Here is a 26,712-nt window from a genome sequence, read left to right as displayed (position 1 = left end):
CAGCGCTGTCTTTGTGGCGAGGGGTGTTCGGTAGGTTGGGGTTGACCGAGAGTGAATCGTTTCAGGTTATTGCCGCCAAGGATAATGCGGTGGGGCGTTGAGAGAAAGTGAAAATCGCAAGATGCATTATTTCGGATTTGGTAACAGTGACAGAATGTCGCTGTGGGATGAGGGGGTGGGGTTGTTGTTAGGGGGGCTGGTGGATGGCCTTGGGGGAGGGGGCATATCCGTTTCTTCGGTAACGGCGGCTATGGGTTCCGCCCTTACGGCGGGTCACTTTGGAAAAGCCTGTACGGACCGGACACATGGTTGACGGGTGTGCGGGGACATGGTGGACACTTTCCAGCGAGCTAATTTCGCCGGAAAACCATCATGCCTTGGACTACGAGAGACACCATGAGCCTGAAAGAAGAATTCGTTGCCTTAGCACGGCAACCCGGCAGCAATAAACGTGAGCTGTGCCGACGATTCAGTATCAGCCCGCAAACAGCGTACAAGTGGATCGAACGCTACGAAGCGCAGGGCCAGTCTGGTCTGCAAGAAAAATCCCGCAGACCAGCGACCAGCCCCAAACTGACCCCGGCCGCTTTGGAAGCACAAGTCATCGCCCTTAGGCAGGCCCATCCAGCATGGGGCGGACGCACCATTAGCAGCCTGTTGGAAAGGCGTATCGCTCCAAGTACCGTTACCAATGTCTTGCGCCGGCATGGCCTGATTCAACCGTCTCAGAAAGAACAAGCGGCGACGCTGCGGTTTGAACACGACGCGCCTAATGATCTTTGGCAGATGGATTTCAAAGGGCATTTCGCGCTGCAACAAGGTCGGTGCCACCCCCTGACCCTGCTGGACGACCACTCTCGGTTCAGCCTGGCCATTCAGGCTTGTGACAACGAACGGGGAGCCACGGTGAAGGAGAAGATGATTGAGGTTTTCCAGCGCTATGGCTTGCCGGCTCGTATCAACGTTGATAACGGCCCGCCCTGGGGTTCGCCACGCAATCCAGGAGAAATTACAGAGCTGAGTATCTGGCTGATTCGACTGGGAATTCGGATCAGCTTTAGCCGTCCTCGACACCCTCAAACCAATGGAAAGCTCGAGCGTTTCCATCGTTCACTCAAAGCAGAAGTGCTCAATGGACGTCACTTTTCCACACTGATGGACGCTCAATCGGCTTTTGATCAATGGCGTGAGGTTTATAACCTACAACGCCCGCATCAGGCGCTGGGCTACAAGGTGCCTATGGACCGCTATCGGAGCAGCCCCTGGGCGTATCCGCAGCAACTGTCAGACTTTGAATATGGCCCGGATGATGTGTTGGCCAAGGTTTATCACAGTCGGTTTCGCTTTCAGAAACGCTACTTCAGCATCGCCAAAGGACTGGTTGGACAGCACATCGCAATACGCCCTAACGCTGAAAGCGATGGCTTGTTTGACGTCTACTTCTGCCATCACTTCCTACGGACCTTCGACGTGAATACCCCTGACTACGGTGCATAATGTGTCCACTATGTCCCCGCACAGGTGTCAACCATGTGTCCGGTCCGTACAAAAAGCCCCAAAGTAACCAAAGGGCTCTTGCCCCACCACTCGGCACCTCGCTAGTGCTCGGTGTGCCCTCACTCCGGCTTGAATCCGTGGGCCGCCGTCATGGGCCATCCTTGGCCCAGGACGGCTAACCCGGCGTCCTGCCGGGTTACCCACGGATTCAAGCCTGCGTTCGGCCAGCGTGGTTTAACGGGGCGCCTCAGATCAAGATCAAGAGCCTCGCTTCGCATTGTGGAGTGCTTTGGATCAAAAGCGGATCAAGAGCCTCGCTTTGCATTGTGGGGGGCTTTGGATCAAAAGCAGGTCAAGAGCCTCGCTTCGCATTGTGGGGTGCTTTGGATCAAAAGCGGATCAAGAGCCTCGCTTTGCATCGTGGGGCGGTTCTTTTTGGATAGTTAGAAGGTGGTGCGCAGGCCCACTTGTACGCTTCTGCCTGCTGCCGGGGCGATGTCGCGCAGGATCGAGCTGGCATAGCGCACGGTTTGGTTGGTCAGGTTTTCGCCATTGACGAATGCCAGCCACTGGCTGCCGCCGACGTTGAAGCGATAGCCGGCGCTGGCACCCAGTGTGGTGTAGCCGTCGGTGCCGCTTTCGTTGGAGGGCACACGGCCTTGTCCGGCGGCGTGTTCGATGTCGATGCGCGCTTGCCAGCGGTCCAGTTCCCACAGCAAGCCGCTGTTCAGGCGCAGCGGTGCGATGCGCGGCAGGGCTTCGCCGGTGTCGAGGTTGGTGGCGCGGGTGTAGTCGCCCGACAGTTCCAGTGCGAACTTGCCGTAGGCGCCTTCGCCGAGCTTCCAGTGATCCTGGGCTTCAAAGCCGGCGAAACGGGCGCGCACTCCCGAGTATTCGTATTCGGGGATGCCGCCGGCGTCTTCTTCACCTTCGTCGTTCAATGTGCGACCTGTGCCCAGCAGGCCGATGTAGTTGGAGAAACGGCTGTAGAACACGCCGAAGCTGCCCTTGTGCGTGCCGTTGTCAAAGCGCAGTGCGAGGTCGCTGGATACGGCTTTTTCTTTCTTCAGGTTGGCGTTGCCCAACTCGTAGGTGCCGGTGGCGACGTGAGCGCCGTTGGCGTACAGCTCGTAGAAGGTCGGCGCGCGTTCGGTGTAGCCCAGGGTTGCGGCCAGCGACCAGATCGGCGTGAGGGTGTACACCGCGCCGGACGACAGGCTGCCGGCGGTGAAGTCGTTGGTCTTGTCGGCATTGGCGAAGCGCGCGTTGCCTTTGCTGTCCGGGTCGACGCTGGTGTGCTCCAGGCGCCCGCCGAGGCTGAGTTTCAGGCGCTCGGTGGCCTGCATTTCTTCGAGGATGAACAGCGCGCCGGCGTTGGTGTCGGTCTGCGGCACGAAGGCTTCTTCGCCGAGGGCCGAGAACTCGTTGCGGGTCACTTGTGCGCCGACCACGCCGTCGAACGGGCCGAGCGGCTGGTGGCGCGCTTCAACCCGGGCTTCATAGCCTTTGTTCTTGAAGATCGTGCCGGTTTCGCCGCCTTCGATTTCGCGGTGCTCGTAGTCGGTGTAGCCGGCGTCGAGTTTCACCGAGGTGAACGGGCCTTGCAGGTTGCGTACCTCGGAGGCAAACGCGTAGTGGTCCTGCTTCATGCGGATCCGCACAGCCTGTTCGGCGGGTGAGCCGTAGTTGCTGTCGTAGGTGCTGTAGGACAGCCCGGCATAACCGTCGTCCCAGGTGTAGGAACCGCCCAGCGCACCGCCGTCCTGGCGCCCGTCGCTGTTGCCCAGGCGGCCGTTTTTGCCGGGGCCGTCTTCGGCTTCCGGGGCGTGGCGGCTGCGGGCTTGGCCCGGGATTTTGAGGTCGTTGAATTCCCGCGCATTCGCGTCCAGGTGTAGGGCGAAGGTGCCGTTGCCGGCTTCGAGTTTGCCCGCGCTGCTGCGCGTGGTGTCGGCGCCGCCGTAGCGTAATTCGCCGGCGCCGTGGATGCCTTCGATGGCTTCGGTGGGGATGCGATTGTCGAAGGTGTTGACCACCCCGCCGATGGCGCTGCCGCCGTACAACAGGGCCGCCGGGCCGCGCACGATTTCGATGCGGTCGACGTTGACCGGGTCCAGCGGCACGGCGTGGTCGTAGGACAGCGACGACGCATCCAGCGCGCCCACGCCGTTGCGCAGCAGGCGAATGCGGTCGCCATCCTGGCCGCGGATGATCGGTCGGCTGGCGCCCGGGCCGAAGTAGGACGACGACACGCCCGGTTGCTTGTTCAGGGTTTCGCCGAGGCTGCCTTTTTGCTGCAGGGTCAGCTCATCGCCTTCCAGCACGGTGGTCGGCGAAGCCAGTTGCGCGCTGCCCAGGGGGTTGGCGGTGATGACTTGGGGTTGCAGTTCCAGCGCATGGGCTTCGGAGCAGATCAGCAGGGCGGCGGCGAGGGGCGACAAGCGCCAGGCAGAGGAGAGGGACATCGGACATTCCTTGGCAAACGACAAAAAGAGAAGGCGGCAAACGGTAACGAACAGCTTACGGTTGATAATTATCGTTACAATATAACATCTCTTTTTGCCCTGAAAAGGGCAACTTTTCCCCAGGGGCTATATTCAATGCGGTGCTTCCACCTGTTCGCCCCGTCGGCTAAGGTGCGCGGCTGTATTTCCTCTTTTTGCAAAAGGCCTGGCATGACCGCGACAAGCAACGACCCGCTTCACGGCGTGACTCTGCAACACGTCCTCACCACCCTGGTGGAACACTACGAATGGAGCGGTCTGGCCGAGCGCATCGATGTCCGCTGTTTCAAGAGCGACCCGAGCATCAAGTCGAGCCTGACGTTCCTGCGCAAAACCCCGTGGGCGCGGGAGAAAGTCGAAGGGCTGTACGTGAAACTGATGCGTACCAAACGCCCGTTGGACTGAGCCCATGAAACGCTGTGTGACGGCGGCGGCCCTGGCCGGTTGGGTGGGGTTGGCGATTCAGCAATACCTGATTTTCTATTCGCGCTGGTCGACGGGCGCGAGCCTGTTGGGCGGGCTGGTCAACTTCTTCAGCTTCTTCACCGTGTTGACCAACACCCTGGTGGTGGTGGTGCTGAGCTACGCCGTGGTTGATCGTGATTCAGCGGCGAAGCGGTTTTTCCTGGCGCCCAGGGTCAGCAGCGCGATTGTCGCCAGCATCGTGCTGGTGAGCCTGGCCTATAACCTGTTGCTGCGGCACCTGTGGCAGCCCGAAGGGTTCCAGTTCATCGCCGACGAATTGCTGCACGACGTGATGCCGCTGCTGTTTGTCGTCTACTGGTGGCGCTGTGTGCCCAAGGGCACGTTGCAGTGCAAACACATTGGCCTGTGGGTGTTGTACCCGTTGGTGTACTTCGCCTATGTGCTGCTGCGCGGGGATTTGCTCGGGCAATACCAGTACCCGTTTTTCGACGTCGGCACCCTCGGTTATCCACAGGTGTTCGTGAATGCCGGGGGGATCCTGGCGGGGTTCGTGCTGATTGCTCTGGCGGTGGTGGGGTTGGATAAAAGCATCAAACCCCACGGATGACTCATTCTTCCTCACTGCCCTCGGCGCGCCAGTAGCCGACGGCCTTGAGGAACGCTTCATCGACCTTGTGCGTATCCAGCAGCACCCGGCGCACCTGGCGCGACAGCTTGGTTTCCATCGCGACGAAGGTGTACAGCGCACCGCTCGGCAGCGTCAGTGCGCGCACGGTGTCAAGCAGGTCGGCCTGGCCGCGCACCACCCAAATCACTTCCACCTCGGCCGCGCTTTGCAGTGTTTGCCGTTCCGCCGCATCGGCGATTTCGATCACCGCCAGCACCGTGCGCCCGGCCGGCAGTTCTTCGAGGCGGCGGGCGATGGCGGGCAGGGCGGTTTCGTCGCCGATCAGCAGGTAGCTGTCGAAGATGTCCGGCACGATCATCGAGCCCCGTGGGCCGCCGATGTACAGGTGCTGGCCGACTTGAGCCTGCTCGGCCCAGGTGGAGGCGGGGCCGTCGCCGTGCAGCACGAAGTCGATGTCCAACTCGCCGAGGCTCAGGTCGAAACGCCGTGGCGTGTAGTCGCGCATGGCCGGCTGCGGGCCATCGCCCTTGATGCTGAAGGTCGGGCTTTGTAGCGCGGCTTGCTCGGCGGCGTTCTGCGGGAACATCAGCTTGATGTGATCGTCACTGCCCAGGCTGACAAACCCCGCCAGTTCGGGGCCGCCGAGGGTGATGCGGCGCATGCGCGGGGTGATATCGACCACCCGCAGCACGTCGAGGCGACGGCGTTTGATCTCGTGGCTGACGCGATGGATGACGGGCGTATTCATTGATTTTCCCCCTGGACAGTTTGAACGGCCGGGCCGTCGACGATGGCTTGTGCGGTGCTATTGAGCAGCGTGGCGACCCGCGCGATTTCTTCGGCGCTCCAGCGTCCGTGGTGCAGTTGCAAGGCATGACGCAGGTTATGCACCGCCTCGTGGATTTCGGGCGGGCGATCATGGCCGCGCAGCGAGCGTTTGCTCACGTCGATACGCATTCGCACGCCTTCCAGTGCAATCGCCTGCTCACTTAAAGAAAGACGACCGGCGTCGGTGATGGTGTAGCGTTTTTTTCCGCCTTCGGCATCGCCGCTGATCAATTCGCTTTCTTCAAGGAAGGTCAGGGTCGGGTAGATCACACCGGGGCTGGGGCTGTAGGCGCCGTCGAACAGGCCTTCGATCTGGCGGATCAGGTCGTAGCCGTGGCACGGCTGCTCGGCGATCAGCGCCAGTAACAGCAACTTCAGGTCGCCGGGGGCGAACACGCGTGGGCCGCGACCGCCGCGTTCACGGCCGGGGCGTTTTTCGAAGCCGTCGCGGCCGTCGCCGTGGGAATGGGGATGATGCTCTCTCATTTTGGGTCTCTCCGTTTTGGTTAAGATATAACTTAAGATATATCTTTAGACTGTTCAAGATCAGTCGACCAACGGTCGCGGCCTACTTAACTACCACCGTCCCGCGTGATGCGCCCAGCATGCTGATGGCTCTTCCCATGTGCATGGAGCCAGTGCGATGAGCACATTGATTTCTCCCCCTTACTCGCCAACCTCCTTGGAAATACGCGGTTATCTGCATCAGATCGGTCACCAGTTGCTCGAAACCGACACCCCGTTACTGTCCAAGCGGCCGCTCCCCGTCGAGTTACAACAGCTTGAAAAACTCAACCAGACGCTCACGGCGCACGCGCGCGCTCACTTCGACCGCTGTCGTGCGCTGTATGCCGATGTGGCGCAGGCCGACCTGCAAAGTGACGAGGGCAAGCAACGGCTGGCGACGCTCAAGCGCGACCTCACGGCGCACTTGCAGAAACTGGACGAAACCGGGGTGTTGGGCGGCCAAAGCCTGCGCACGTTCATGGCCAACGACGCCGGCCTGGTCGCGTTGGAACTCGAAGCCAGGCTCAACATCCAGGACTCTCTGCTGCATCGTGAAGAGGCCCGTCTGGTGCAGAACCTGGGGCTCGGGCCGAGCTTTCGACCGGGCATCTATGCGCTGACGTTCAGCTATCGAGCCCAGACGATCGAGTTCGCCGGGGCCTTTGTGTTGACCGAAAAAAACACCCCCGTGGTCGCGCAGCTGACCCCGGCCGACGATGCCGGCTACGTCGTGCTGTTCACGCCGGCCCGCGGCTTCGAGTCGTTCAGCTCGCTGGCCGAGATGAACCGCCGACTGCGCGAGACGATAGCGGTCGGCAGTTGGCGCAAGGAGTTCATGCGCCTGCTGCCGCGCCGGTACTGGGGGCTGTCCGTCATGGGCGTCTGGCCGTTGCAGTTGGTCCCCATCAACAGCGAACCGCTGTGCGAACACACCTACGACGCCAGGCTGGCCAAACGCGCGCTGGATATCGATTGGGCCTTGAGCCTGGACGCCAACCCCGACCATAGCGCCCGACAGCTGCTTGCCGAGCTGGACGACGCGATTCGCGCGGCCTTGCCCGACCTCAGCCCGCGCCTGGAATTGCGCGCCCAGCGCCTGCTCGACCGTTGCCTGGAGCACAGCGCCCCGGCCTGGTATCGCAACGCGCCGAGCCACCAGCGCGAGGCCCTGGCGCGGCAGCTGAGCGAGTACGACGAGGCCCGCCAAGCCCTGCTGAACCTGTTCGGCCATGCCGCCTCGCCGCAGGCCCTGGCGCGCTATCAGTTGCTCGAACAACTGGCCGCTGACCTGGAAATCACCGACCTGGACCCTGACCGCCTGCAAGTCCGCACGCGCCGCAGTGTGGCCAGGGTCGGCGCCTACGAGCAGAAACACAACCTGACCGCGCTGGCGCTGCGCGGCCTGCACACCGGCGACGAACTGCCCGGCTCGGCGTTTTTGCTCAATACCACCCTCACGTATGCCGACGCGCCACTGCCCGAGCGCTATCAAGACCTGACCCCGGCCTATCTGGTCAGCCTGCTCGACAGCCTCAAACCGCGTGCGGAGTTTGAGGCCGTGCGCCGCGAGTACTACGCCAAGCCGCAGATCCATGCCGCCATCGAACAGATGCTCGACCGCCGCATCAATGCCCTGGCCTACACGGCCACGCTGCAAAACCACATCACCGAGGCCGACTATCAACGCGTTACCCGCCTGCGTCGCGGCACCGACGCGCAACTGCACGCGAGCAGCGTTGCGCTCAATGGCTGCGTGCTCAAGGACCTCTGGCTGCTGCGCGAGCGCGACGAGCAGGGCGCGATCCAGCGCTTGCTGCTGTGTACCCCCGAAGCGCCGCAGGCCCAGCAGTTTCATGGGTTCGACACGGAAACCGGCTGCCAGGCGCATATCCTCGGCTGGTGCGCGGACGAAACCATGCGCGCTTATCTGCTGGGGCAAGTCGCCCTCAAGTCCCGTGCGGGTCTGGAAACGTTCATGGCTGGCCTGGGCTTCATTCCGGCGCGCCAGGAATATCGCCACGTCACCTTCAGCCAGGCGGCCGACCACGGCGATTGCCTCAAGGCCCTGCGCGCCCAACTGCTGCAGGTGCAGACCGACGATTACCACTGGGGCACCCCGACGTGGTACCGGGCCGCCACCGAGGCCCAGCGTCGACAACTGACTCAACTGGCGGAAAACGCCGAAGGCGCGGCGAACACCTATGCGCAAAACCCGTTATCCGACGCCCGCTTCATCAGCTTCGAGCGCTTCCTGCATGCGCAGGCCAAGACGCAGCTCAACGCCCTGCTGGGGCGCCAGCGGCAAAACGATGTCGACCCCGATACGGTGTGGGTGCATTACCCCAAAGACTTCCCGGCGTTGACGCGCCCCGCGTCGGTGTCCTACACCCGCCTGTATCGCGATGGTTATGAGGATTCGCTGGGGTTTCTCGACGCCAGGTTCGACACCGTCGCCACCTTCATGGGCCCGGCCGGGGTCGACCTGAGCAAGCTCACGCCGCGCAAGGTCGCGCTTTCGGTGCGTGGCGTATGGATCGGCCAGCGCTACGCCGATGAAGTCCAGGCCAAACTGCAAAACCCGGCCAGCCCCGGATATGCCCTGCGCCGCGACGCAACGCTGGCGATCAACCAGTTGCAGTTGCACAGCGCGGCGCTCGAATCGCGCCTCAAAGGCCATATCGCCCAGGTCGATCTGGATTGGTTTGAACGCGCCATCAAGAGCCTGGACGACACCTCGGTCGAAGCGCGCAGCACCTACAACGTGCATCGCCTGATGATCGACGGCGACTGGGTGATCGACACCTTGCTGTTCAGCCACGGCGCGAATCCGGTGTTGCTCTATACACCGCAGGCGCCGGACGGCGTGTTCTTGCGCGAAGCCCGGCTGTTCAACTACCTGCTGAAAAAAGTCGACGGCATGCTCGATTACTTCAGCGCCCGCGTCGGTGTGCAGTCCCGGGTGCGCGTGCGGCGTTTTCTGCAAACCGCCCAGGCCGGCCTGCCCGCAGACCTCAACAGCACCGACCTGAGCCTGGCGCGCTACGACGCGATCGAGCGCGTGCCGCCCGTGCTCGACCTGCGTCACCTGCTGCACGACATGAAGCTGCAACGCAAGATCGACGACGTTGCCGCCACCACGCTCAATCGCACCGACATGATCATGGGCCTGGTCTGGAGTTGCCTCGAACCGCTGATCGCCATTGCGACCGCACCGTTCCCGGTGTTGAGCCTGAGCCTGGGCCTGCTGCTGGCGCTCAAGGACGGCATGCTGGCCCTGCACGCCTACAACCAGGGCGACACCGATGCGGCGCTGCAACACTTCGTCGGCTACCTGAGCAACAGTCTCGGCGCGGTGTTCACCGACCTGCGCCCGGCACTCAAGTCCATCGGCCCGCTGCTCCGGCCGATGCGCCACCTCATGCGCCCAGCAGCGCCGCGCCAGGCCATGGCGTTGATCCAGCAACTGCAGCCGCCGAGCCCCGCGCTCGCCGGTATGCAGGCGGTGTGGTTCGAGGGCCGGCCGTTGTGGGCGGGCAAAACCCCCGATGCCTTGGGCCGCTATCTGCTGTTTCGCCAGGACCCGGTGAGCGGCAAACTCGTGTCGACCGCCCGCCTGGTCAACCAGAACGCCGAGGGCCGCTGGGTGCGCTCGGGCCTCACCGGCGGGGCGCCGAAACGCCCCGCGCCAAGCCCCCACGCGTTGCAGCGCTATGAAGTTCCGCCGGAGCTGGCCAAAGACTACGAAAGCGTTCTGAGCGTGGAGTTTCGCAACACCTCCAGCGTCGATGAGTTGTTGGGCGAGGGCACCCGCGACAGCCTGCTGACCTATGAAATGGCCCCGCTCCAGGCCCCTTACCTGCACGCCTACCTGCAGTTGCGCGGCGATGCCGACACGTTCTTCGCCCAGCTCAATCCCATCGTTCCCAGGGCCGATGTACTGGCCTTCGAAGCCAGCGCGAGCCATCGGCACATCCTGGAAAGCGCCTTCAAGGAAAACCCCGGCTTGGTGGTGGGCGCCGTGCCTGGCTCGCTCGCCGCCAAACAGCTGCTGATCGACAATATGCACACCCTCTACGAGCAGGGCGTGCGGCGCCTGTACATCGAGTACCTGCCGGCGGACCTGTTCCGGGGCAAACTGGACAAGTTCAACGCCGGCGGCAGCTACTGGCACATCAGCGAGTACCTGAAAAAAGTCGAGGCAGCCCTGGGGATCGCCAACGACTCGCCGCATTCCTATCGCGCCCTGATCCTTGCGGCGCGCCGGCAAAACATCGCCGTCTGTGGGCTGGACGCGTCCACCGGCTACGAGGTAGACAAAGCCTTCAACCTGAAAAACGGCGCGCTGGTCAGCCCTCGGCCCAACGCCCAGCGAAACTTCTACTCCCACACGCTGATCGAGGCCGACATCGGCGCAAAACCCGGCGAAGGGTGGGTCGCCCTGGTCGACAGCCGCCGTCTCAACACGCACACCCAGACCCCGGGCCTGGCCGACCTGCAAAAGACCCTGAGTGTGCGCGTCGAAGACGTCGCCCCCGGCCAACCGGTGGGCATCTGGAACGATACGCCCGGCGCGATCGTCGACGACCCGGCGGCCAAAGCCGACTTCAAGCTGACCCTGCAAACCGCCTACACGGCGCCCCCGGCATTTGTCACCGCGCCTGGCCGCGCAAGCGCGTACAGCGAGTTCGACATCGACTCGCGGTTCGTCCCCGAGCTGCATGAAATGGGCAAAGGAGCGCATGCGTTCGACACCCGTTATGGGTCGCTCAACCCGAAAATCGCCGCTGCCGAAAGCGCCTTCCGCAAGACCCGCGAGCGCCTGAACAAAACGGCGCAGGCGTTCTTCAAAACCCCTGAACTGCCCCCCAGGCCGACGTTGCCGGACCTGCCGGCGAACACCACGCCCGCCGACTTTATCGCGCAAAGCTACCAACACGCTCGGGGGCTGATTGTCTGCGAGAGCCACGTCGAGCAATCGAGCAAGGCGCTGCTGATCGATCAGATGAAGGCGCTCAAGCAGCAAGGCGTCAAAACCCTGTACATGGAGCACCTGTTCACCGACCTGCACCAGGCCGACCTGGATACCTTCCAGCGCACGGGCGTATTGCCCCCAGCGCTCAAAGACCGCCTGTGGACCCTCGACCGGGGCCACATGCCCGAGTACCGCGGGCCGCACACGTACACCAGCGTGGTGGAAGTGGCAGGCAAACACGGCCTGCGCATCCGCGCATTGGATTGCGTATCGAGCTACCACACCAAGGGTATGAGCGCGCCGCAGACGTCGCGCATTGCGATGTTCAACTTCTTTGCCGGCGAGGTCATCCGTCTAGACCAGGCGGCCCAGGGCGCGCACAAGTGGGTGGCGCACATGGGCAATGCTCATGTGCATTCGGTCGAAGGGATTGCGGGGGTGGCCCAGACGCAAGGGGCGATCAGCCTGCGGCTCTCAGATGTACCGGCGGGCACGGCCAGCGAGCTGCGCTCAGGGCTGCAATGGACCGTCGCCTACGGATCGTCGTTGTACCCCAACCGGCTGACGGCGATCCGCAGCGACTTCACCCTGGCTGTCGGCGTCCCTGGCATGCGTCCTCCTCGCGCCTATGTTCCCGCCGATCGTTCACGCTTGACGCGACCGGGGCAGTTCATGGTCGAGCAGCTTTCACCCCATGAAGTGAATCTGGTGCATCACTCGCGCAGCGGCGAGATCCTTTCCACGCCGGTGCAGATCGACGATCAAGGCCGCTTCTTCATCGAGCGCTGGGCAGAACTGAAGGACGAACGGTTCAGCGCGTTCGAACGGCTGCTCTCGGCCCTCGATCAGGTGGTGAAACTCACCCACGTCCAGTAAACCTGACCCCCCTGCCGGCGCGGGCAGGGGGGTGGAAAAGTCCAGATCCTACGTCAATAACACCGTCGTCAATCTAGGCGGCGGCCGTTGAAGGCGTAGAGTGACGCCCTCGTGTAGTCCCTATACTACAGATGTGAAGTTGTACGTTAAGTGTCTCTTGATAACTGTACTGCTTTTATTGAATTATCTGTGTGTCATTAACGTCTTACAGTCGTTTTTTTAAAAATCGTATTTATTGCATTTCTTCCTCCAGCGTAATGGCCTATTGGCCTGCATGTTTCTCGGAGCTTGCCTGCTTACTTTTAAAGCGCATTGGTCGAATATTTCCCGGCGTTGAATGTTCAGCCAAACAATGAACATTGCGCCGCGCTGTTAGTTGGAAGTGAGTCTTGACTTGCTTTTTAGTTAACCGCCTTCCTTTAAATGACTACTAGGTATTCAAGCATGATCAAGAAGTTTGCTGTTCTGCTCCCGCTGGCTGTTGCGGTATTGGGTTCTTCGGCTGCCATGGCCGCCAACGATGCAAGCACCACGATCAACATCAAGGCCGACATCCCTACCAAGCAGTTCCACGCCCAGCCCCTGGACCCCAACTTCGGTCGCGACGAAATCATGACCTACAACACCGTGACCGGCGAACTGAGCACGCTGTCCTCGATGTTCACCCTGAAAAACACCGGTGGCTCGATCGACGCCTACCTGCAGGACGGCCCGGCGGCGCTCACCAACGGCACGGACTCGATCCCGCTGACCATCACCCTGGGCACCGTGGCCCTGACCGGTAGCCCGCAAGAAGTGGCCGCCGACGCAGAGTCCAACCCCGGCCTGCAAAAAATGATGACCATCAAGGCCGCCAAACCGGCGGACACCCAGACCGGTCTCTACACCAGCGTCGCCACCGTGATCTTCGACAACGTGCCGCGCACCGCTTTCTAAGCACCCGGCACGCGATAAGGCCGCGCCTTATCGATCACACCCACCGCCCGCAGGTTGTGTTCGCCTGCGGTCGGTTTCCAGATGGTTTGCAGTTCGCCATAGAGTATTAAGTTCATGTTCCCGATGAAACCCATCGCGGCGGCGCTGGCCCTGCTTGCCTGTTCGGCTGCCTGGGCGGCGGCTGATAATAGTTATACGCCACGCAGTTTACTGGCTCAGGCGAAAGGTTTGCCGAGCGAATTCGAAGAGCATTTTTTTGATGTGCCCCTGGCCGTGCGTATCGAACGCGACGAAGTCTTTCTGGGCGAGGCGATGGTGATACTTTCGCGCGATGACCGCCTCACGCTGCTGGACTTTACCGATATCAGCGACAGCCCGATACAACCCGCTGAGCGCGATACCTGGAGCCACTACCTGCAACAAGGCGCGGCCCTGGGAAGTTGCACGCAAACCTGCCCGGAGAAGATGTTGGCGGTGCATTACAACCTGGAAAGCTCGCTGGTCTCGATCCTCACGGAGAACGCCGAGCACGACACCGATCATCAGCGTTATTACCACCAGCCCCAGGACGGCAGCACGGGCTTGATTGTCAGCAACCAGTTGAACCTCAACGGCGGCCAAGCGCAGGAACTCGGCGGACGTTTCGGGGTTGAAGCCAGCAGTAGCCTGGGGAACTGGAGCCATGCGCTCAACCTGCAACTGGCACGCCTCGGCGGGCCGGACACCCAGCTTTATCACGCACTGTATTCGCTGTACGCCCAGCGCGAATTCGAAGGCCAGTTCCTGCGCCTGGGCTATTTCACGCCCACCTCCGAGGGGCTCAATCGCCAGCCGCGTGCGTTCGGCGCCGCGCCGGATATCGCCGTGGGTGTGATGCTCGGCAGTTCCGACAGCCTGGCTATCAACAACCCCAAGCCCAGCGTGTACCCGATCTACGTCACCTCCAACCGCCAGGGCTCGGTGGAGATTTACCGCAACGGCCTGCTGATCAACACCCAGGCGGTGGCCGCCGGTTTGCAGAGCATCGATACGCGGCCGTTGCCCGGTGGCATTTATGAAGTGGAAGTGCGCCTGGTCGAGGACGGCCAGGTCACTGCCACCACCCAGGAGTTGGTGTACAAGCCCAACAACTGGCGCAACCATGACGAGCGCTGGCGCTACAACGTGTTCGCCGGCCGCGAAAGCACCTTGTTCAACAACTGGGAGCAACGCGACAAAGGCGATATGACCGCCGGCGCTTCGCTCAATTACCTGCTGCACCCGCGTGTGATCGTCGGCTTGTCCGGGCGCCAGGTGCAGGAGCGCATGCAATACGGCGCTTCCATCGACTGGACATTGGCGACCCAGGCGAGCCTGTACGCCAACGTCTACCAGACCCAGGACCACGGCACCGGCATGGACGTGCAAGGCCTCTACAGTTATGGCGCCGGCAGCGTGATCGCCAGCCACAACCGCAGTTGGCTGGACACCCGCAACACCTACGACACGCTGCCCGACGGCACGCGGCTGCGCACCCGGCAAACCTTCGTCGGCCAGACCAGTACCTCGTCGCTGTCGATCAATCACCGCCTGATCAACCAGCATTCGCTCAATGCACGCCTGTCCCACAGCCAGGGCAACGTCGAGGGCGTCGGCCTGGACCTGGGTTGGAGCAAGCACGACCGGTTGTTCGGCAGCGATGCCAATTGGCGCCTGTCGCTGTTCGACCGCCCCGCCAGCCGCAGCACCGGCGACCGGCGCAACCGTGGCGTCGACCTGACCCTCAACCTGGCCCTCGGTGGGCCGGGCGAGCAGTGGTCGGGCAGCATCGGCTCGCGCACCTCGCGCGACGGCAAACGTGACAACAATGGCTCGCTGACCTACCGCAAAGACCTCAGCGGCCATGTGCTGCAGAACGTCTCGGCCACCGTGCTGACCGACACCTACGGCGTCGGCCTGTCCGGCATGACCAGCTTCCACGGCGACATGCTCGCAGGCGATGCATTTGCCCAGCGCTCCTCCTTCAACGGCAACCTCACCGGCGGCCTCAACCTGCACAGCACCTTCGCCGTCGGCGGCCGGAAGATGGCCCTGACCAGCCAGTACCACGGCGACGGCGCGGGCATGATCGTCGATGTGGAAACCGACCTCGACGACATCACCCTGCGCGCCGACGACCTCAGCGGTGGCAGCACCGCGCTGCGGCCGGGGCGCAACTTCGTGCCGCTCACCGCCTACCGGACCGGCTCGGTGGCGTTCGACTTCGACGGCAACCACCCGCCGGCGGCGAACATCCAGCCGCCGCGCAGCGCCTACCACATCAACAAGGGCGGGGTGGACTACCGCAAGATCCGCGTGATGAAAACCGTCACCGTGCTCGGTCGCCTGCTCGACCCGCAGGGCCGCCCGCTCAAGGGGCATCACGTGATCAACCATGCCAGCCGTGGCGTCAGCGAGGTCGACGGGTTCTTCTCGATGGAAATGAACGCCGGCTCGCCCACCCTGGAAGTGCGCCGGGGCAACCAGTTGCTCTGTCAGTTCCGCCTCGACCCGAGCAAGGCCCGCAGTGAAAACGATGTGCTGATGATCGGCGACCTGCGTTGCACGCCGGATACCTTGGCCGATAGCGCATTCGAGCGGCCGACGTCGGGGTGATTCGCACAGGGTGTAAGCCATGAACATCGATACGGATAGGCCTGTTCGGGCGCGGGTATTTGCGCTTCGCAAGTCGAGTGGGTTGGCTTCAGGCCAACCGTTAATGAGGTGTAAAGCAATGAAAGTATTAGCCGCAATCCTGGGCGTGTGGATGGTTTCCCTGGGGGTCCAGGCGGGCCCGAATATCAACGTCGGCGTGGTCTATGACTACCTGGACGGGAGCAAGAGCAGCTACCTCAAACGCATCTTCAACGGCGGCACCAGCACCGCGTTCGTCAAGGTCGAGATCCTCGAAATCGTCTACGACGCCAGCGGCGTGCCCCAGGAAATTCCCGTGCAATCCCAGGCTGACGCCAGCGCCCGCGATGGCCTGATGGCCAGCCCCGCGCGCCTGATCGTGCCGGCCAACGGCATGCAGGGCACGCGCTTGCTGTACATGGGCGAGCGCGCCAGCGAGCGTTACTTCCGGGTGCGCTACATCCCGGTGGTGCCGGAAAAAGAGGACGCTTTTGCCCTGTCCGAAGAAGAGCGTGAGGAATATCAAAAGACCCTGCAGGCCGGCGTCAGCGTGCTGGCCGGCTATGGCACGGTGTTTTTCGTGCGCCCCAAGGACACCCGCTACGACACCCGCATCAACGATGGCGCCACTCGCTATGAACTGCGCAACAACGGCAACAGCGTAATCGTGGTCGACGAGTTCAAGAACTGTGTGGCCGGCAAGCCGACCGATTGCCATCCGACCACCAAGAACCACGTGCTGCCGGGGCGTGCCTTTACCTTCGATAAACAAACCGGGCGCCACTACACCTTCAAGCTGGTGGAAGGCGACACGCAGAAGAATCAAGAGGTGAAAGGATGAGCCGCTGGGCTGTGTTGGCGCTGTTGAGCGCGCTCAGCTTCAGCGCCCTGGCCGCCCGCGAGGAGGCGGTGTTCCAGGTGTCGGTCAAAGTCCCCACCAGTGACTTCTATGTATTGCCGCTCAACCCCGGCTTTCTGGAGCGTGAGCAAACCCTGAGCTGGAACCCGGTGACTGAAACCCTGAGTGCGCTGCGCGAGCCTTTCGATGTGAAAAACGTGTTGGGCGCGGTGGACGCCTACCTCGCCTATGAACCGGTGCTGTTCAACGGCCGCGACAACATTGCGCTCACCGTCACCTTCAATCAGCAGGTGCTGGGGCTCGACGCCATGCGCGTGGTGCCGGAAGCCGAGGCCCGTGTCGGCAAACGGGTGCTGCTGGAAATTGCCGCACAGAAGCCTGAGGACGGTTACCTCCCCGGCCAGTACTTCGGCAACGTGCAGATCATTTTCGATGCGTTGCGCCCATGAACCGGGGGCCACGCTTGAGTTTTTTCAGAACGAGTGAACCCATGCAAATCAAAAACAAGGTGTTGGGGCTGTGGTTGGCCGGGCTGCTGGTGGGGCTGCCCGCCGACGTAACGGCGGCCACCGTGGACATCCTGGCCTCGTTCCGGCCGGACCCCAGCCAGCCGGCGCGCAACGTGTTCAAAAACCACACGCCGCCGGGTAACAGCTATTGCACCTGGGCGCCGCAGTACTGCAACGAGACGCGCTACAGCATCGGTCTTCCGATCGATTTTCGGATGAGCGCGCCGATCGTGCCGGGTGGAGACGATCGCAATCATCTGTTGTTTCATGCGCCGACCGAACGCAGAAACATCACCGTCGTGCATGACGAAACGGGAGAGGCCGAAACCCTTCAGTTCCGGATCAGTGGCATTGGCATGGTGTTCCGGTGGCTGCGGCAGGACCCCACTGTGCGTTGGGAACACGATTATCCACCGCCACCGTGTCAATCCAGCGGGGTGAGTGTCGGCAACCAATGGCTTTTCGCGTTCACCTGGTTTTTGCCGGAAGGTGTCAGGGGGTGTGCGCAAAGAGCCGCCAGCCATATCCCCGCCGAGACATTTTGGTTCGATGGCCTCGGTTTCACCTACGAATTGGTCACGCCCGATCCCCTGGGGATGAGGGCCGGGACCTACCGCGGGCAGGTGACGTACAGCGTCGGGCCGCACAAGGACTTCGACCTGGGCAACGTGATGTTACCCAACGATGAGCAGATCACCCTCAATTTCATTCTTTCGGTCGATCACATCCTCAAGGTCGAGATCCCGCCGGGCGGTGAGCGCGTCGAGTTGCTGCCCCAGGGTGGCTGGCAAGGCTGGTTGAGCCAGGGGCGCAAACCGACGCGGCTGTTCAGGGACCAGACCTTCAACTTCTATTCCACCGCGCGCTTCAGGATCGGCATGGAATGCCAGTACGTCGAGGCGGCAGACAACACCTGCCGGATCCGTGACGCCAGGTCGGGGCGCTCGGTGCCGTTGCAGGTCGGCGTGACCATGCCCCACGGCATCGTCGACCCCGAGGGCCAGCCGGTCCAGCGCCGTCCGCTGCGGCTGGACGGCAGCGGCACGCACCTGTTGCTGTCGACGATGTTCGTCGACCGCAAGCCTGGCACCCTGCATTTCGAAGTGGCGCGCGACGATGTGGAGACGATGTTGCAGCCCGGTGAGTCCGGCACCTATGAAGGGAACGTCACAGTGATCTGGGATTCGGAGGTGTAACCCGCGGGGGTTGCAGGCGCGGGCATGCGCGCCTGCAGTGCCCTCACGTGTCGGACAACGGCGCCCGGTTACGCTGTTGAGCGGCGTTTTTCAGGGCTGTGCGGGTCAGGCCGCGCATCCAGTCTTTCTCCTTGTAGCCCAGGTCGTTGAGCAGGCGGTTGTAGAGCGCGTCGCTGATCGGCGTGTCGCTGAGCACGAGGTTTTCGGCCGTGTCCAGTTCGTCCGCCAGGGCCTTGAGCTGCTCGGCGAGCTGGGCTTTTTGCTGCGGCTCCCGTTCTTCGCGCCATTGCGCCTGCAGGGTTTGCAGGTCGTCCAGGCGGTAGAACTTCTGCGTGTACTCGGTGAGATTCTGTTGATAGCGGTTGTCGTAGGTTTCCTGCAGGAAGGTCTCCCAATACGGCTCAAGGAGGATCTGGTTGACCAGGCCGTCGCCCTGGCCCATTTCCCTTACCGTGGTGTACGCCTGCTGGATGCGGTCCGGGCTGACATTGGCGGTGTCGCGGTAGAGCATGTGGTCCGACAGCCAGGGCAAATCCAGCCTGTTGGCCAGGGCGGTCTGGTAGGCCAGGTGGATATCCACTTCGTCCACCTCGCCGGCCTCGCCGTCCACCAGCTCGGAGCGCAGGCGCTGGCCTTCGCCACCGGCGTCGATGGGCCGCAGGCGCCGGGCGACGTCCGCCTGGGCCACCAGGTTCAGGTGCTTGAGGCGCGCCGCGCCCTTGGCCAAGGTCACCAGTCGGCCTTCGAGTTCAGCCAGTGACGCGGAAAAGCGCCGGCCTTCGCTGGCCATGACCTCGATCCCCATCTCATTGAAAATCTGCGCGCCGCCGTCGCCGCACAAACCGGGGAAGCTCGACAGCTTGAACAAGCGCTCGCGCAGGGCGCTGTCGGCGTGGGTGGCGTTGATCAAGCGCCATACCCGTTGCGTCAGCTCCGCTTGGTTGCGGGCGTAGCGCTGCTGGTCCTGGGGGTTCTCGAAAAACTCGGGCGGCTCAAGCAGCTTGATGACTTCGAAAAAGCCCTGGGAGCCGTGTTCGTCTTCGACGGCGTCCCACAGCTGCTCGCGGACAAGCCGGGTGTTGGCGTCGACGCCTTCCAGCCAGGGATCGCTGCTGCCCTGGGGCTCATAGGTGCGATACGGGTCCAGCCCGGCCTCGCTGCGGTAGCGTTCGTACAGAGTGCGCTGATCGTCGTTCAGCGTGTTGCGGTCCAGGCGGGTGCGCGCCACGGTGCGCGCAGCCGTGGGTTCTGGCGTCAGGGTGGGCAGGGCGCGGATCGGGTTGCCGCTCAGGTTCAGGTCGAACGCATCGTTCCTGGGGTGGGCAAACAGGCCGCGGGGCCATTGGCCGATCTGTGTGTGGCTGAGGTCGAGGCGGCGCAGGTTGGGCATGCGCGTGATGTCCGGCGCGAGGCTGAGCGGGTTGTGGCTGAGGATCAGGACTTGCAGGCGGCGCAGGTTGCGCAGGCGCGTCACGTCTTCGGGGAACAGGGCCATGCGGTTGCTCGCGAGGTTGAGGTTGCGCAGCAAACGCATCGCGCCAAGCTCGACCGGCAGGCTGGTCAGGTGGTTGTCGCTCAGGTCCAGGGAGTGCAGCGCCGGGAAGTGCTTGAGCAAGCCGCAATGGGTTTGCCCGACGCTGCTCTGGCTCAGGTCCAGGAATGTCACATGTTCAAAGTTGACGGTCAGCGCGGGCAGCGATTCGGGTAACGGCATGCCGTTCATGTCCACCCGAGCGCCGCGTTGGGTGCGGCCCCAATCGTCGGTGTATTCGGCGTAGCGGTCGGCCCAGGTCTGTTCGAGGAGCAGCGCCAGGCGTTTGCGGCTGGCCAGTTGTTGACGCTCCTGGACGCTGCCTTTGGGGTGATGGGTGGGCGATTGTTTCCAGGTCTGCAATTGGCTGTGCAGGGTTTGTTTCTCCAGGGTCAGGTCGTTCAGGGTGGTGCCCAGTTGGTCGGTGGGGATCGCCTCGATAAAGCGGCTCAGCCGTTGCTCGCTGAGGCTCGGAAACAAGCGTTGCAAGACCTCCCTGGCAAACGTCGCCGGGTGATCGGCAGGGGCGGCGCGGCAGCGACTGAGCAGCGGGCCGCCGAGCAACTGTTGGGTGTGCCGCTCCATCACCCGGTGAGTCGCCGGCTCAGCGAGGAGCGTGCGGCGCGCGGCCAAGGGTTCCAGGGCGGTCATCAGCCAGCGCCGCAGGTCTGCGCCTTCGCCGGGGCGGTAACCCAGCCCGCTGTGCGACGCGGCGGGCAGGCTCGACAACACGGCTTCGTACAGATTGGCCGGGCTGTGCAACGGTTGGCCGGCGCCGTCATAGACCGCATAACCGAGGCTGTTGTGGACCAACACCCGGCGAGTGGTGGCAGTGTCCGGGCCGGCCTGGCTGCGCAGGGGGCCGGTGACGGCGCCGTTGCGGATTTCAAGGTGCAGGTCGCTGAGCACGTCGGCGTGCAATTGCAGGGTCTTGAGTACCAGGGTTTCCGTGGCCGGGCTGGGCGACGTCGGTGGATAGAAGCCTTCGTAGGCGCGTGCCGCCTCGGCGGCCACGTGCAGCTCGTCGGCCAGGTTGCGCAGGCGCAACGGCCCGCGCCGGTGCGCGGCCAGGGCCTGGCGTTCGGCGGGGCGGGCGGTGTCGAGCAGGCGGCGGGCCAGGCTCAGGTCGAGGTCGGGATGGTCGTGGCGCAGGCTGATAATGCCGGGGTCGTCGCTCTCTTCACGGGCGCGGTAGACCGCCGGGGCGATGTCGCGGCTCTGGCTCAATACGTAGTCGGCCAGTTGCTCGCGTAACGCGTGTACCCGCTGCGACTTCGGCACCTCGGCGCCCAGCAGGCGGGTGATTGCCGCTTCATCGAGAAAGCCCAGCACCCGTTCCGGCAAGTGCCCGGACAGCACTTCGCCGAGGCTGATGCGCAAGGTGTCGGCGGCGCTGGCTTGCGCAGCGCCATAGCGGTGCGAGCTGCCGCTCAGGTCGGGCTTGAGGAACACTTGCAGTGCTTTGTTCGGGGGCCAACCGTCGAGTTCGGTGACCATCTGCTCGAACCAGTCCGAACTCGGGTCGGCGCTCAAAGCCTGCCCAGAGCGGATTTTTTCGCTGGCCACCTGGATGGAGTCGGCCGCTTCGAGCCGTTTGAGGCCGGCATCGAGCAACGGCGGCAGTGTTTCGTTGTACTCGTACATGCGGCGTAGGGCGCCGTCTTCGGTGGCGCTGGCGACCCTTAGCTGTTCCAGCTGCGTGTCACTGAACGGTTGCACCCGATGCCCGAGACGTCGCAGCAACTGCGCACGCTCCCAGGTGCGCGGGCGTTCGCCCTCGTGGGTCGCCGCGCCGTCGCCGTTCAATTGCAGGCGCGGGCGGTAGGCGTTCGGGCGTTCGGGGTGGACCACGCGGTGCGCGTCGCTGAGCGGGTCGTATTGCACCTCCAGGTGATGGTCGCCCAGGGCCAGCAGGGTTTTGCCGTCATGCTGATGCAGGCCCGCGGGCGACGGTATCGAATCGGCGGGGATCGGGGTTTTCCGGGCGAACGCGCTGATGTCCGGGTTCCACAAGCGCCGGCTGCCGTCGGCTCGCTGCACCGGGACCAGGCCTTCGATGAAGGGCGAGAGCTTGAGCCGCGCCAGCTGACCGATGTGGCCGCCCGCGGCAAACAGGGCGAACTGGATCACGCTGTCGGCCACCCCCGCCACATGTTCCCAGGCTTCGGTGCGCCGGCCTTCGCTCCAGTCGACGACGCCTTCGCACACCTCGTCCATGATCTGGTAGGCGCTGTAGACCAGCATCAGTTCGCCGAGCACCGGCACGAAGGGCGTCAGCACCAGCAACGCGGCATTGAGGAGGTCGGCGAACATCTGCTCCAGGTTGTCCCACCAGGCCCAGCGGGCGTGGCGTTCGACGTCGGTGCTGGACACGGCGATAGTCCGCGCATCGTTGACGATTTTGTTCAGTTGCACGCGATACAGGTAGCTCCACAGGGTGTCCGCGTGGGGTGTCGGCGGGCGTTGGCGATAATCGTCCTGCCAGCGTTGCACGCTGAAGTGCAGGTTGGGGTCGCTGATCGGCGTGTCTTTCCAGCTCGGCCCGCTGTCGGTGCGGGCTTTTTGGTGCCATTGGATGTGGCTGAGGCGCGCATTGAGCCCGGCAAAAAAAGCCCCGCGCTCGGCATGGGGCACGAACTGGCTGAAGAACACCTGGTAGCGCGCCTTGTCGCGCAACTGACGGGTCAGTTCGGCCATGAACGCCAGGGGCGACGGGTATGCCTTGAGCGGGTGTTCGGGGTCTTCGGCGACATAGGCGATCACCCGAGGGCCTGGCGCGGCGATAAACAGCACGATGCCCACCAGCGCGACGTTCATCACGCTGAGGGTGTAGGCCTGGAGCGGGCTTGGCCGGTCGTTCAGCAGGTCAAGCATCGAACCGTGCGTCTCGGGCTCGAGGTCGCCCTTGGCCAGGGCCAGGTGGGCGGCGCTGTTCAGCGCGGCTTTGTGGCGTGCGACCACCTCGTCGTGAACCGTGCGGGCCAGCGGCGGGTTATTGAAGCCGAGCGCCTGACTGAGCTTGAGTTGATACTGCGCGCCGAGATCCAGCTGGCGGCAAATGTCTTTGAACCCCTGCGCCGTGAGGTGGGCGCCGCTGGTGCGGTGGGTGATCGACAGCACATCGCGCTGGCCGCGTGCATCGCTCGGGCCGAGGAAGGCGAAGTCGAGAAAGTCGTCACTGGCGGCGAAGTTGCCCAGCGCCGCATCGAGCAATGACACGGTCTTGCTGGTCTGTGCGCCGCTGATGTTGATCTTCCACCAGGCCAGGTTGGCTTCGACATAGAGGCGCAGGTAGGTGTTGCGCACATCCACCGCGCCATAGTCGCGCAGGGCGTGTTTGAGCAGCGGTTCGGCGAAGGCGTACACGTCGTTCAACGCGGCGAGCCGTTGGTCCAGGCGGTTTTGCCGCTGCCAATGTTCGGCAATGGCGGCCTTGAGCGGGGCCGGTGCGGTCAGGCTGTTGAGGCGCGCGGTTTTCAATGCGCCGAGGCGTGCGGGCGTGGCCTGGGTGAGCCAGGCCGGCAGGGCGTTGCGGATGTGCGCGTAGTGGGCGCCGTTGAAGGCGCTGTCGAGTGACGGTAGAGCGGGCATGGATCAAGTCCTGTAAAGGGTGATCCATGAGTGTGTGTGGCGGCGTCGCGCCGCGGTGGCAGATAGGTAGTGCAGCCGGGCGTCAGGGTTGGCGGGCCAGGCACAGCGTCGGGTCGCCCGGTTGCAGCAGCGGGTTGAGCATCGGCGCCATGCCCTTGAGCACCTGCACCGGCAAGGCCGAGGTGAAGGTGAAGTGCTGCGCCGACGCCCCCGGCACAAACGCGGTGAGGGTGCCGAAGTGATGCGCGCCGATGTAGAACACGAAGGTCGCCGTGCGGTTGATCGATTTCGAACTGAGCATGCGCCCGCCGGGCCCCATGGCCTCGATGCGGTTATCGCCGGTGCCGGTTTTGCCGCCCATCGCCAGCGCCGTGCCGTCCGCCAGTTTGAAGCTGCCGGCCACTCGCTTGGCGGTGCCGGCGTCGACCACTTGCGACAGCGCGCCGCGCAACGCCGTGGCGACTTCGCTGGGCAGCACCCGTTTGCCGCGGTTTGGGTCGTTGACCACGCGGGTTTCATAGGGCGTGCCGCTGGCGAATTGCAGGCTGTCGATACGCAGCACTGGCAAGCGCACGCCGTCGTTGAGGATGATGCCCATCAGTTCCGCAAGGGCGGCGGGGCGGTCGCCGGAACTGCCGATGGCGGTGGCCAGCGACGGCACCAGATGGTCGAACGGGTAGCCCACGGCCTGCCAGCGCTGGTGGATATCGAGGAACGCTTCGATCTCCAGCATGGTGCGGATCCGGCTGTCACGCGCACTCTGGTGACGGCTCTTGAACAGCCAGCTGTAGACCTCTTGGCGTTCGAATTCACTGGCTTTGACGATTTCGTCGAAGCTCGCCTCAGGGTGGTTGAGCAGGTAGCCCAGCAGCCACAGGTCCAGCGGATGCACCTTGGCGATATAGCCCTGGTCCGGCAGGTCGTAGGCGCCGGGTCCGTAACTCTGGTAGAGCCGTTCGAGGCGCTCGTCGCTGAGCGTGTCGGGGGTTTTGAGGTTTTTCAGGTGCGAGCGCACGAAGGTGTTGAAACTCGCCTGGCTGGCCTGGGGCAGCAAATAGCGGTGGACGGCGGCCAGGCGGATCGCGGTGGGGTGGAGGCTGTCCATGAAGGTGTCGAGCCGGGCCTGGGTGTCTTTGTGGCGGTATTTTTTCCAGAACTTGAGCAGGAACGCGGTGCCTTCGTGGTCGGCGAACTTGGCCAGGTATTCCTGGCGGCGCGGGTCGTTGTCGTCCTTGAGCAGCCGTGCGCTGTTGTCTTCGCCCGAATAGGTGGTGTAGCGCACCAGGTCGCGCATCAGGCGAATGAACGGCAGGTTGATCGACTCGCGCAGGGCATCGCGCAAGGTCGGGTTGCGGCCGTTGTCTTCGTTGCGAAAGTTATGGAAGCGGTGCAGGCCGCCGCCGGTGAAAAACGCCTCGCCGGGGCTGGCCGAGTAGGTGCGGTCGAGGGCGGCGTCGAGCATTTTCGCCAGGTCGCGGTCGCTGTGCTGGATCAGGTAATTCAGCGCCCAGCGCGAGAGCACATCCTGCTCGGGCAGCTCGACGCTTTTCAGCTCGGCGGGCGTGCGCGCCTGGTAGCGTGCATGCAGCTCGGTGACGATCTGCAGGTAGGTGGTCAGCACCCGCAGCTTGGCGGTGGAGCCCAGTTCGAGTTTGCTGCCTTCGTTGATATCGAACGGCTGGTCGGTGTTGTCGGTCTGCACCCGCACGCGTGCGCCGTCGGGCGTCAGTTCGTAGAGGGTGAAGCTGTAGCGCACCTGCGGTGTGCTTTGCGGCGTCAGCAGGCGCGGGCCGAGCAGGCCCATCTGCGCGGCGAACGCCGGGTCGGCCAGGTGCTTGAGGTAGTCGGTGGCCTGGGTTTGCAGCGCGTAATGCAAGGTGCTGGTGGCCGACAGGTCGAGGCGGTCGAGGTCATACAGCGAGCGGTTGAGCAGGCTGGCGAGACGGCTGCGGGCGACGTTGATGGCTTTGTTGGTTTCTACCGGCTGGAGGGTCGGTTGCTGCTGCCAGTCGCGGTAGGTCACGTGGCTGGCGAGGGCGGCGGCGGACAAGGTGGCGGGGATCACCTGGTTCTGCGCGAGCAGGCGGATATGGCTGTCGGTCAATTGCGCCAGCTCTTCGCGACCTTTGGTCAGGTAGTGCGAGGGCCGGCGTTGGGCAATCATCAGCGACAGCACCTGGCGCAGGGCCAGGCCGCGTCTGGCCAGGCTCGCCGGGTCTTGTGCGCTGTCGCTCAGCGCCTGGTTGACCTGATTGAAGTCGGCGCCGTACCACACCCGCAGGCCTTCGGCCAGGCCATGCACTTCGCCGTGGCCCGGCACGGCGGACAACGGCACGCTGTTGAGGTAGTCGCGCACGATATTGCGCCGACTGCCCGAGGTGTCCGGCCCGGCCTGGTAGGCCCGCACGCTGGCGGACATCATCTGGCGGATTTTCTCACCGCCGGACAAGGTCAAGCCGTCGGGCGAATGGCGATATTTCTCGAGCTGTGTGGCCAGGGTGCTGCCGCCGGCGGTCTGCCCCGGCAGATGCAGGAGTTTGGCTACTTGCGACCAGGCCGCCTTGGCAAAGCGCGGCCAGTCCACCGCCGGGTTGGCCAGCGGTTGCGTGGGGTCCAGCAGGTCGCGGTCCTCAATGAACAGCAGGCTCTGCACCACCAACGGCGGAACCTCGGCAAAGCTGGCGTAGAGCTGTTGCGGGTAGGTGAAGGCATACAGCGGCGCGGCGCGGCAATCGGTGATGCTCAGGCCGGCCTGGACTTTTTCCGCGTAGGGCACGAACAGCCCGTGCTCGGCATAGCCCAGCAAGGCCGGGGAGAAGCGTGTCTGGGCCTGGATCAGGTAATTGCGCTTGAGCAGGCGCGGTAGGAATTCATTCAGCGCGCTGTAGCCCAGGCGCCGGTCGAACGGGCCGTCGCCGGGGTACACGATGGCATCGCTGGCGCCGGGCTCCAGGCGATAACTGAGGGTGGCGGCCAACGGGCTCAGGTAGCGGGCCTGCAGGCGCGAGGTGTGCATTTCCACGCTGGCGGCCCAGCCCAATGCCAGCAGCGCGAGCAACAGTACCAGCCACACCAGGCGCCACCACCCGGATCGCCGGCGGGCGCTGTGTGGCAATGGCAGTTGATCCGGGCTGTCGGTCGGCAGCGCAGCCTGTTTCGAATCGGTTTGCCATAAAGCGCCCATAGTCGATTCATCCATTTAC

At 63.6% G+C, this 26,712-nt stretch carries 14 protein-coding genes; 9 read left to right on the top strand and 5 right to left on the bottom strand.

All coding sequences use genetic code 11. The annotated features are described in order from the left end of the window. Positions 1–372: 372 nt before the first annotated feature. On the top strand, positions 373–1,497 hold the full coding sequence (locus ACVWZP_RS14825) for an IS481 family transposase (RefSeq protein ID WP_032804350.1): 1,125 nt from the start codon (positions 373–375) through the stop codon (positions 1,495–1,497). Between the two features lie 443 nt (positions 1,498–1,940). On the opposite strand, the gene ACVWZP_RS14820 is transcribed toward ACVWZP_RS14825, so the two are convergent. Beyond that, positions 1,941–3,959 (bottom strand): TonB-dependent receptor, encoded by a 2,019-nt coding sequence (locus ACVWZP_RS14820; RefSeq protein ID WP_046384575.1) that lies wholly within the window; start codon positions 3,957–3,959, stop codon positions 1,941–1,943. 210 nt (positions 3,960–4,169) lie between these two features. Between ACVWZP_RS14820 and ACVWZP_RS14815 the strand changes: the two genes are divergently transcribed. Next, positions 4,170–4,403: a VF530 family protein gene (locus tag ACVWZP_RS14815; protein WP_010212838.1), complete on the top strand. Its 234-nt coding sequence runs from the start codon at positions 4,170–4,172 to the stop codon at positions 4,401–4,403. A gap of 4 nt (positions 4,404–4,407) precedes the next feature. Then, entirely contained in the window at positions 4,408–5,031 is a 624-nt protein-coding gene (locus ACVWZP_RS14810; protein ID WP_017844565.1) for a Pr6Pr family membrane protein, read from the top strand. 1 nt (position 5,032) lies between these two features. Here ACVWZP_RS14810 and ACVWZP_RS14805 read toward each other — a convergent pair whose 3' ends face one another. After that, positions 5,033–5,800 (bottom strand): siderophore-interacting protein, encoded by a 768-nt coding sequence (locus ACVWZP_RS14805; protein WP_046384574.1) that lies wholly within the window; start codon positions 5,798–5,800, stop codon positions 5,033–5,035. Then, positions 5,797–6,366, bottom strand: coding sequence for a PadR family transcriptional regulator (locus tag ACVWZP_RS14800; RefSeq protein ID WP_457369889.1), 570 nt, complete (start codon positions 6,364–6,366; stop codon positions 5,797–5,799). The genes ACVWZP_RS14805 and ACVWZP_RS14800 overlap by 4 nt, the downstream gene beginning before the upstream one ends. Before the next feature lie 157 nt (positions 6,367–6,523). Between ACVWZP_RS14800 and ACVWZP_RS14795 the strand changes: the two genes are divergently transcribed. The 6 genes from ACVWZP_RS14795 to ACVWZP_RS14770 all read left to right on the top strand — a co-directional run bounded on the left by ACVWZP_RS14795 (position 6,524) and on the right by ACVWZP_RS14770 (position 18,387). Beyond that, positions 6,524–12,235 carry a dermonecrotic toxin domain-containing protein gene (locus ACVWZP_RS14795; protein WP_457369888.1) on the top strand — a complete coding sequence of 1,904 codons (5,712 nt, stop codon included), beginning with the start codon at positions 6,524–6,526 and terminating at the stop codon, positions 12,233–12,235. 444 nt (positions 12,236–12,679) lie between these two features. Further along, a complete protein-coding gene (locus tag ACVWZP_RS14790) occupies positions 12,680–13,171 on the top strand; it encodes a CS1 type fimbrial major subunit (protein WP_046384572.1) in 492 nt (163 codons plus the stop codon). A gap of 114 nt (positions 13,172–13,285) precedes the next feature. After that, on the top strand, positions 13,286–15,805 hold the full coding sequence (locus ACVWZP_RS14785; RefSeq protein WP_457369887.1) for a TcfC E-set like domain-containing protein: 2,520 nt from the start codon (positions 13,286–13,288) through the stop codon (positions 15,803–15,805). Between the two features lie 118 nt (positions 15,806–15,923). Next, positions 15,924–16,664: a hypothetical protein gene (locus ACVWZP_RS14780; RefSeq protein ID WP_017844572.1), complete on the top strand. Its 741-nt coding sequence runs from the start codon at positions 15,924–15,926 to the stop codon at positions 16,662–16,664. Then, the gene (locus tag ACVWZP_RS14775; RefSeq protein ID WP_017844573.1) at positions 16,661–17,131 is read left to right on the top strand and encodes a CS1 type fimbrial major subunit; all 471 of its coding nucleotides are present in this window, start codon (positions 16,661–16,663) and stop codon (positions 17,129–17,131) included. Before ACVWZP_RS14780 ends, ACVWZP_RS14775 begins: the two co-directional genes overlap by 4 nt. Before the next feature lie 41 nt (positions 17,132–17,172). Beyond that, a complete protein-coding gene (locus ACVWZP_RS14770; RefSeq protein ID WP_017844574.1) occupies positions 17,173–18,387 on the top strand; it encodes a hypothetical protein in 1,215 nt (404 codons plus the stop codon). Positions 18,388–18,430: 43 nt separating this feature from the next. On the opposite strand, the gene ACVWZP_RS14765 is transcribed toward ACVWZP_RS14770, so the two are convergent. Further along, positions 18,431–23,509 carry an NEL-type E3 ubiquitin ligase domain-containing protein gene (locus tag ACVWZP_RS14765; protein ID WP_457369886.1) on the bottom strand — a complete coding sequence of 1,693 codons (5,079 nt, stop codon included), beginning with the start codon at positions 23,507–23,509 and terminating at the stop codon, positions 18,431–18,433. Between the two features lie 82 nt (positions 23,510–23,591). After that, positions 23,592–26,693 (bottom strand): transglycosylase domain-containing protein, encoded by a 3,102-nt coding sequence (locus ACVWZP_RS14760; protein WP_057004325.1) that lies wholly within the window; start codon positions 26,691–26,693, stop codon positions 23,592–23,594. Between the last annotated feature and the right edge of the window lie 19 nt (positions 26,694–26,712).

Source organism: Pseudomonas sp. TE36184, from assembly GCF_054060055.1.
The sequence above is the reverse complement of the archived record's forward strand: the minus strand, read 5'-3'. Positions and strand labels throughout refer to the sequence as shown.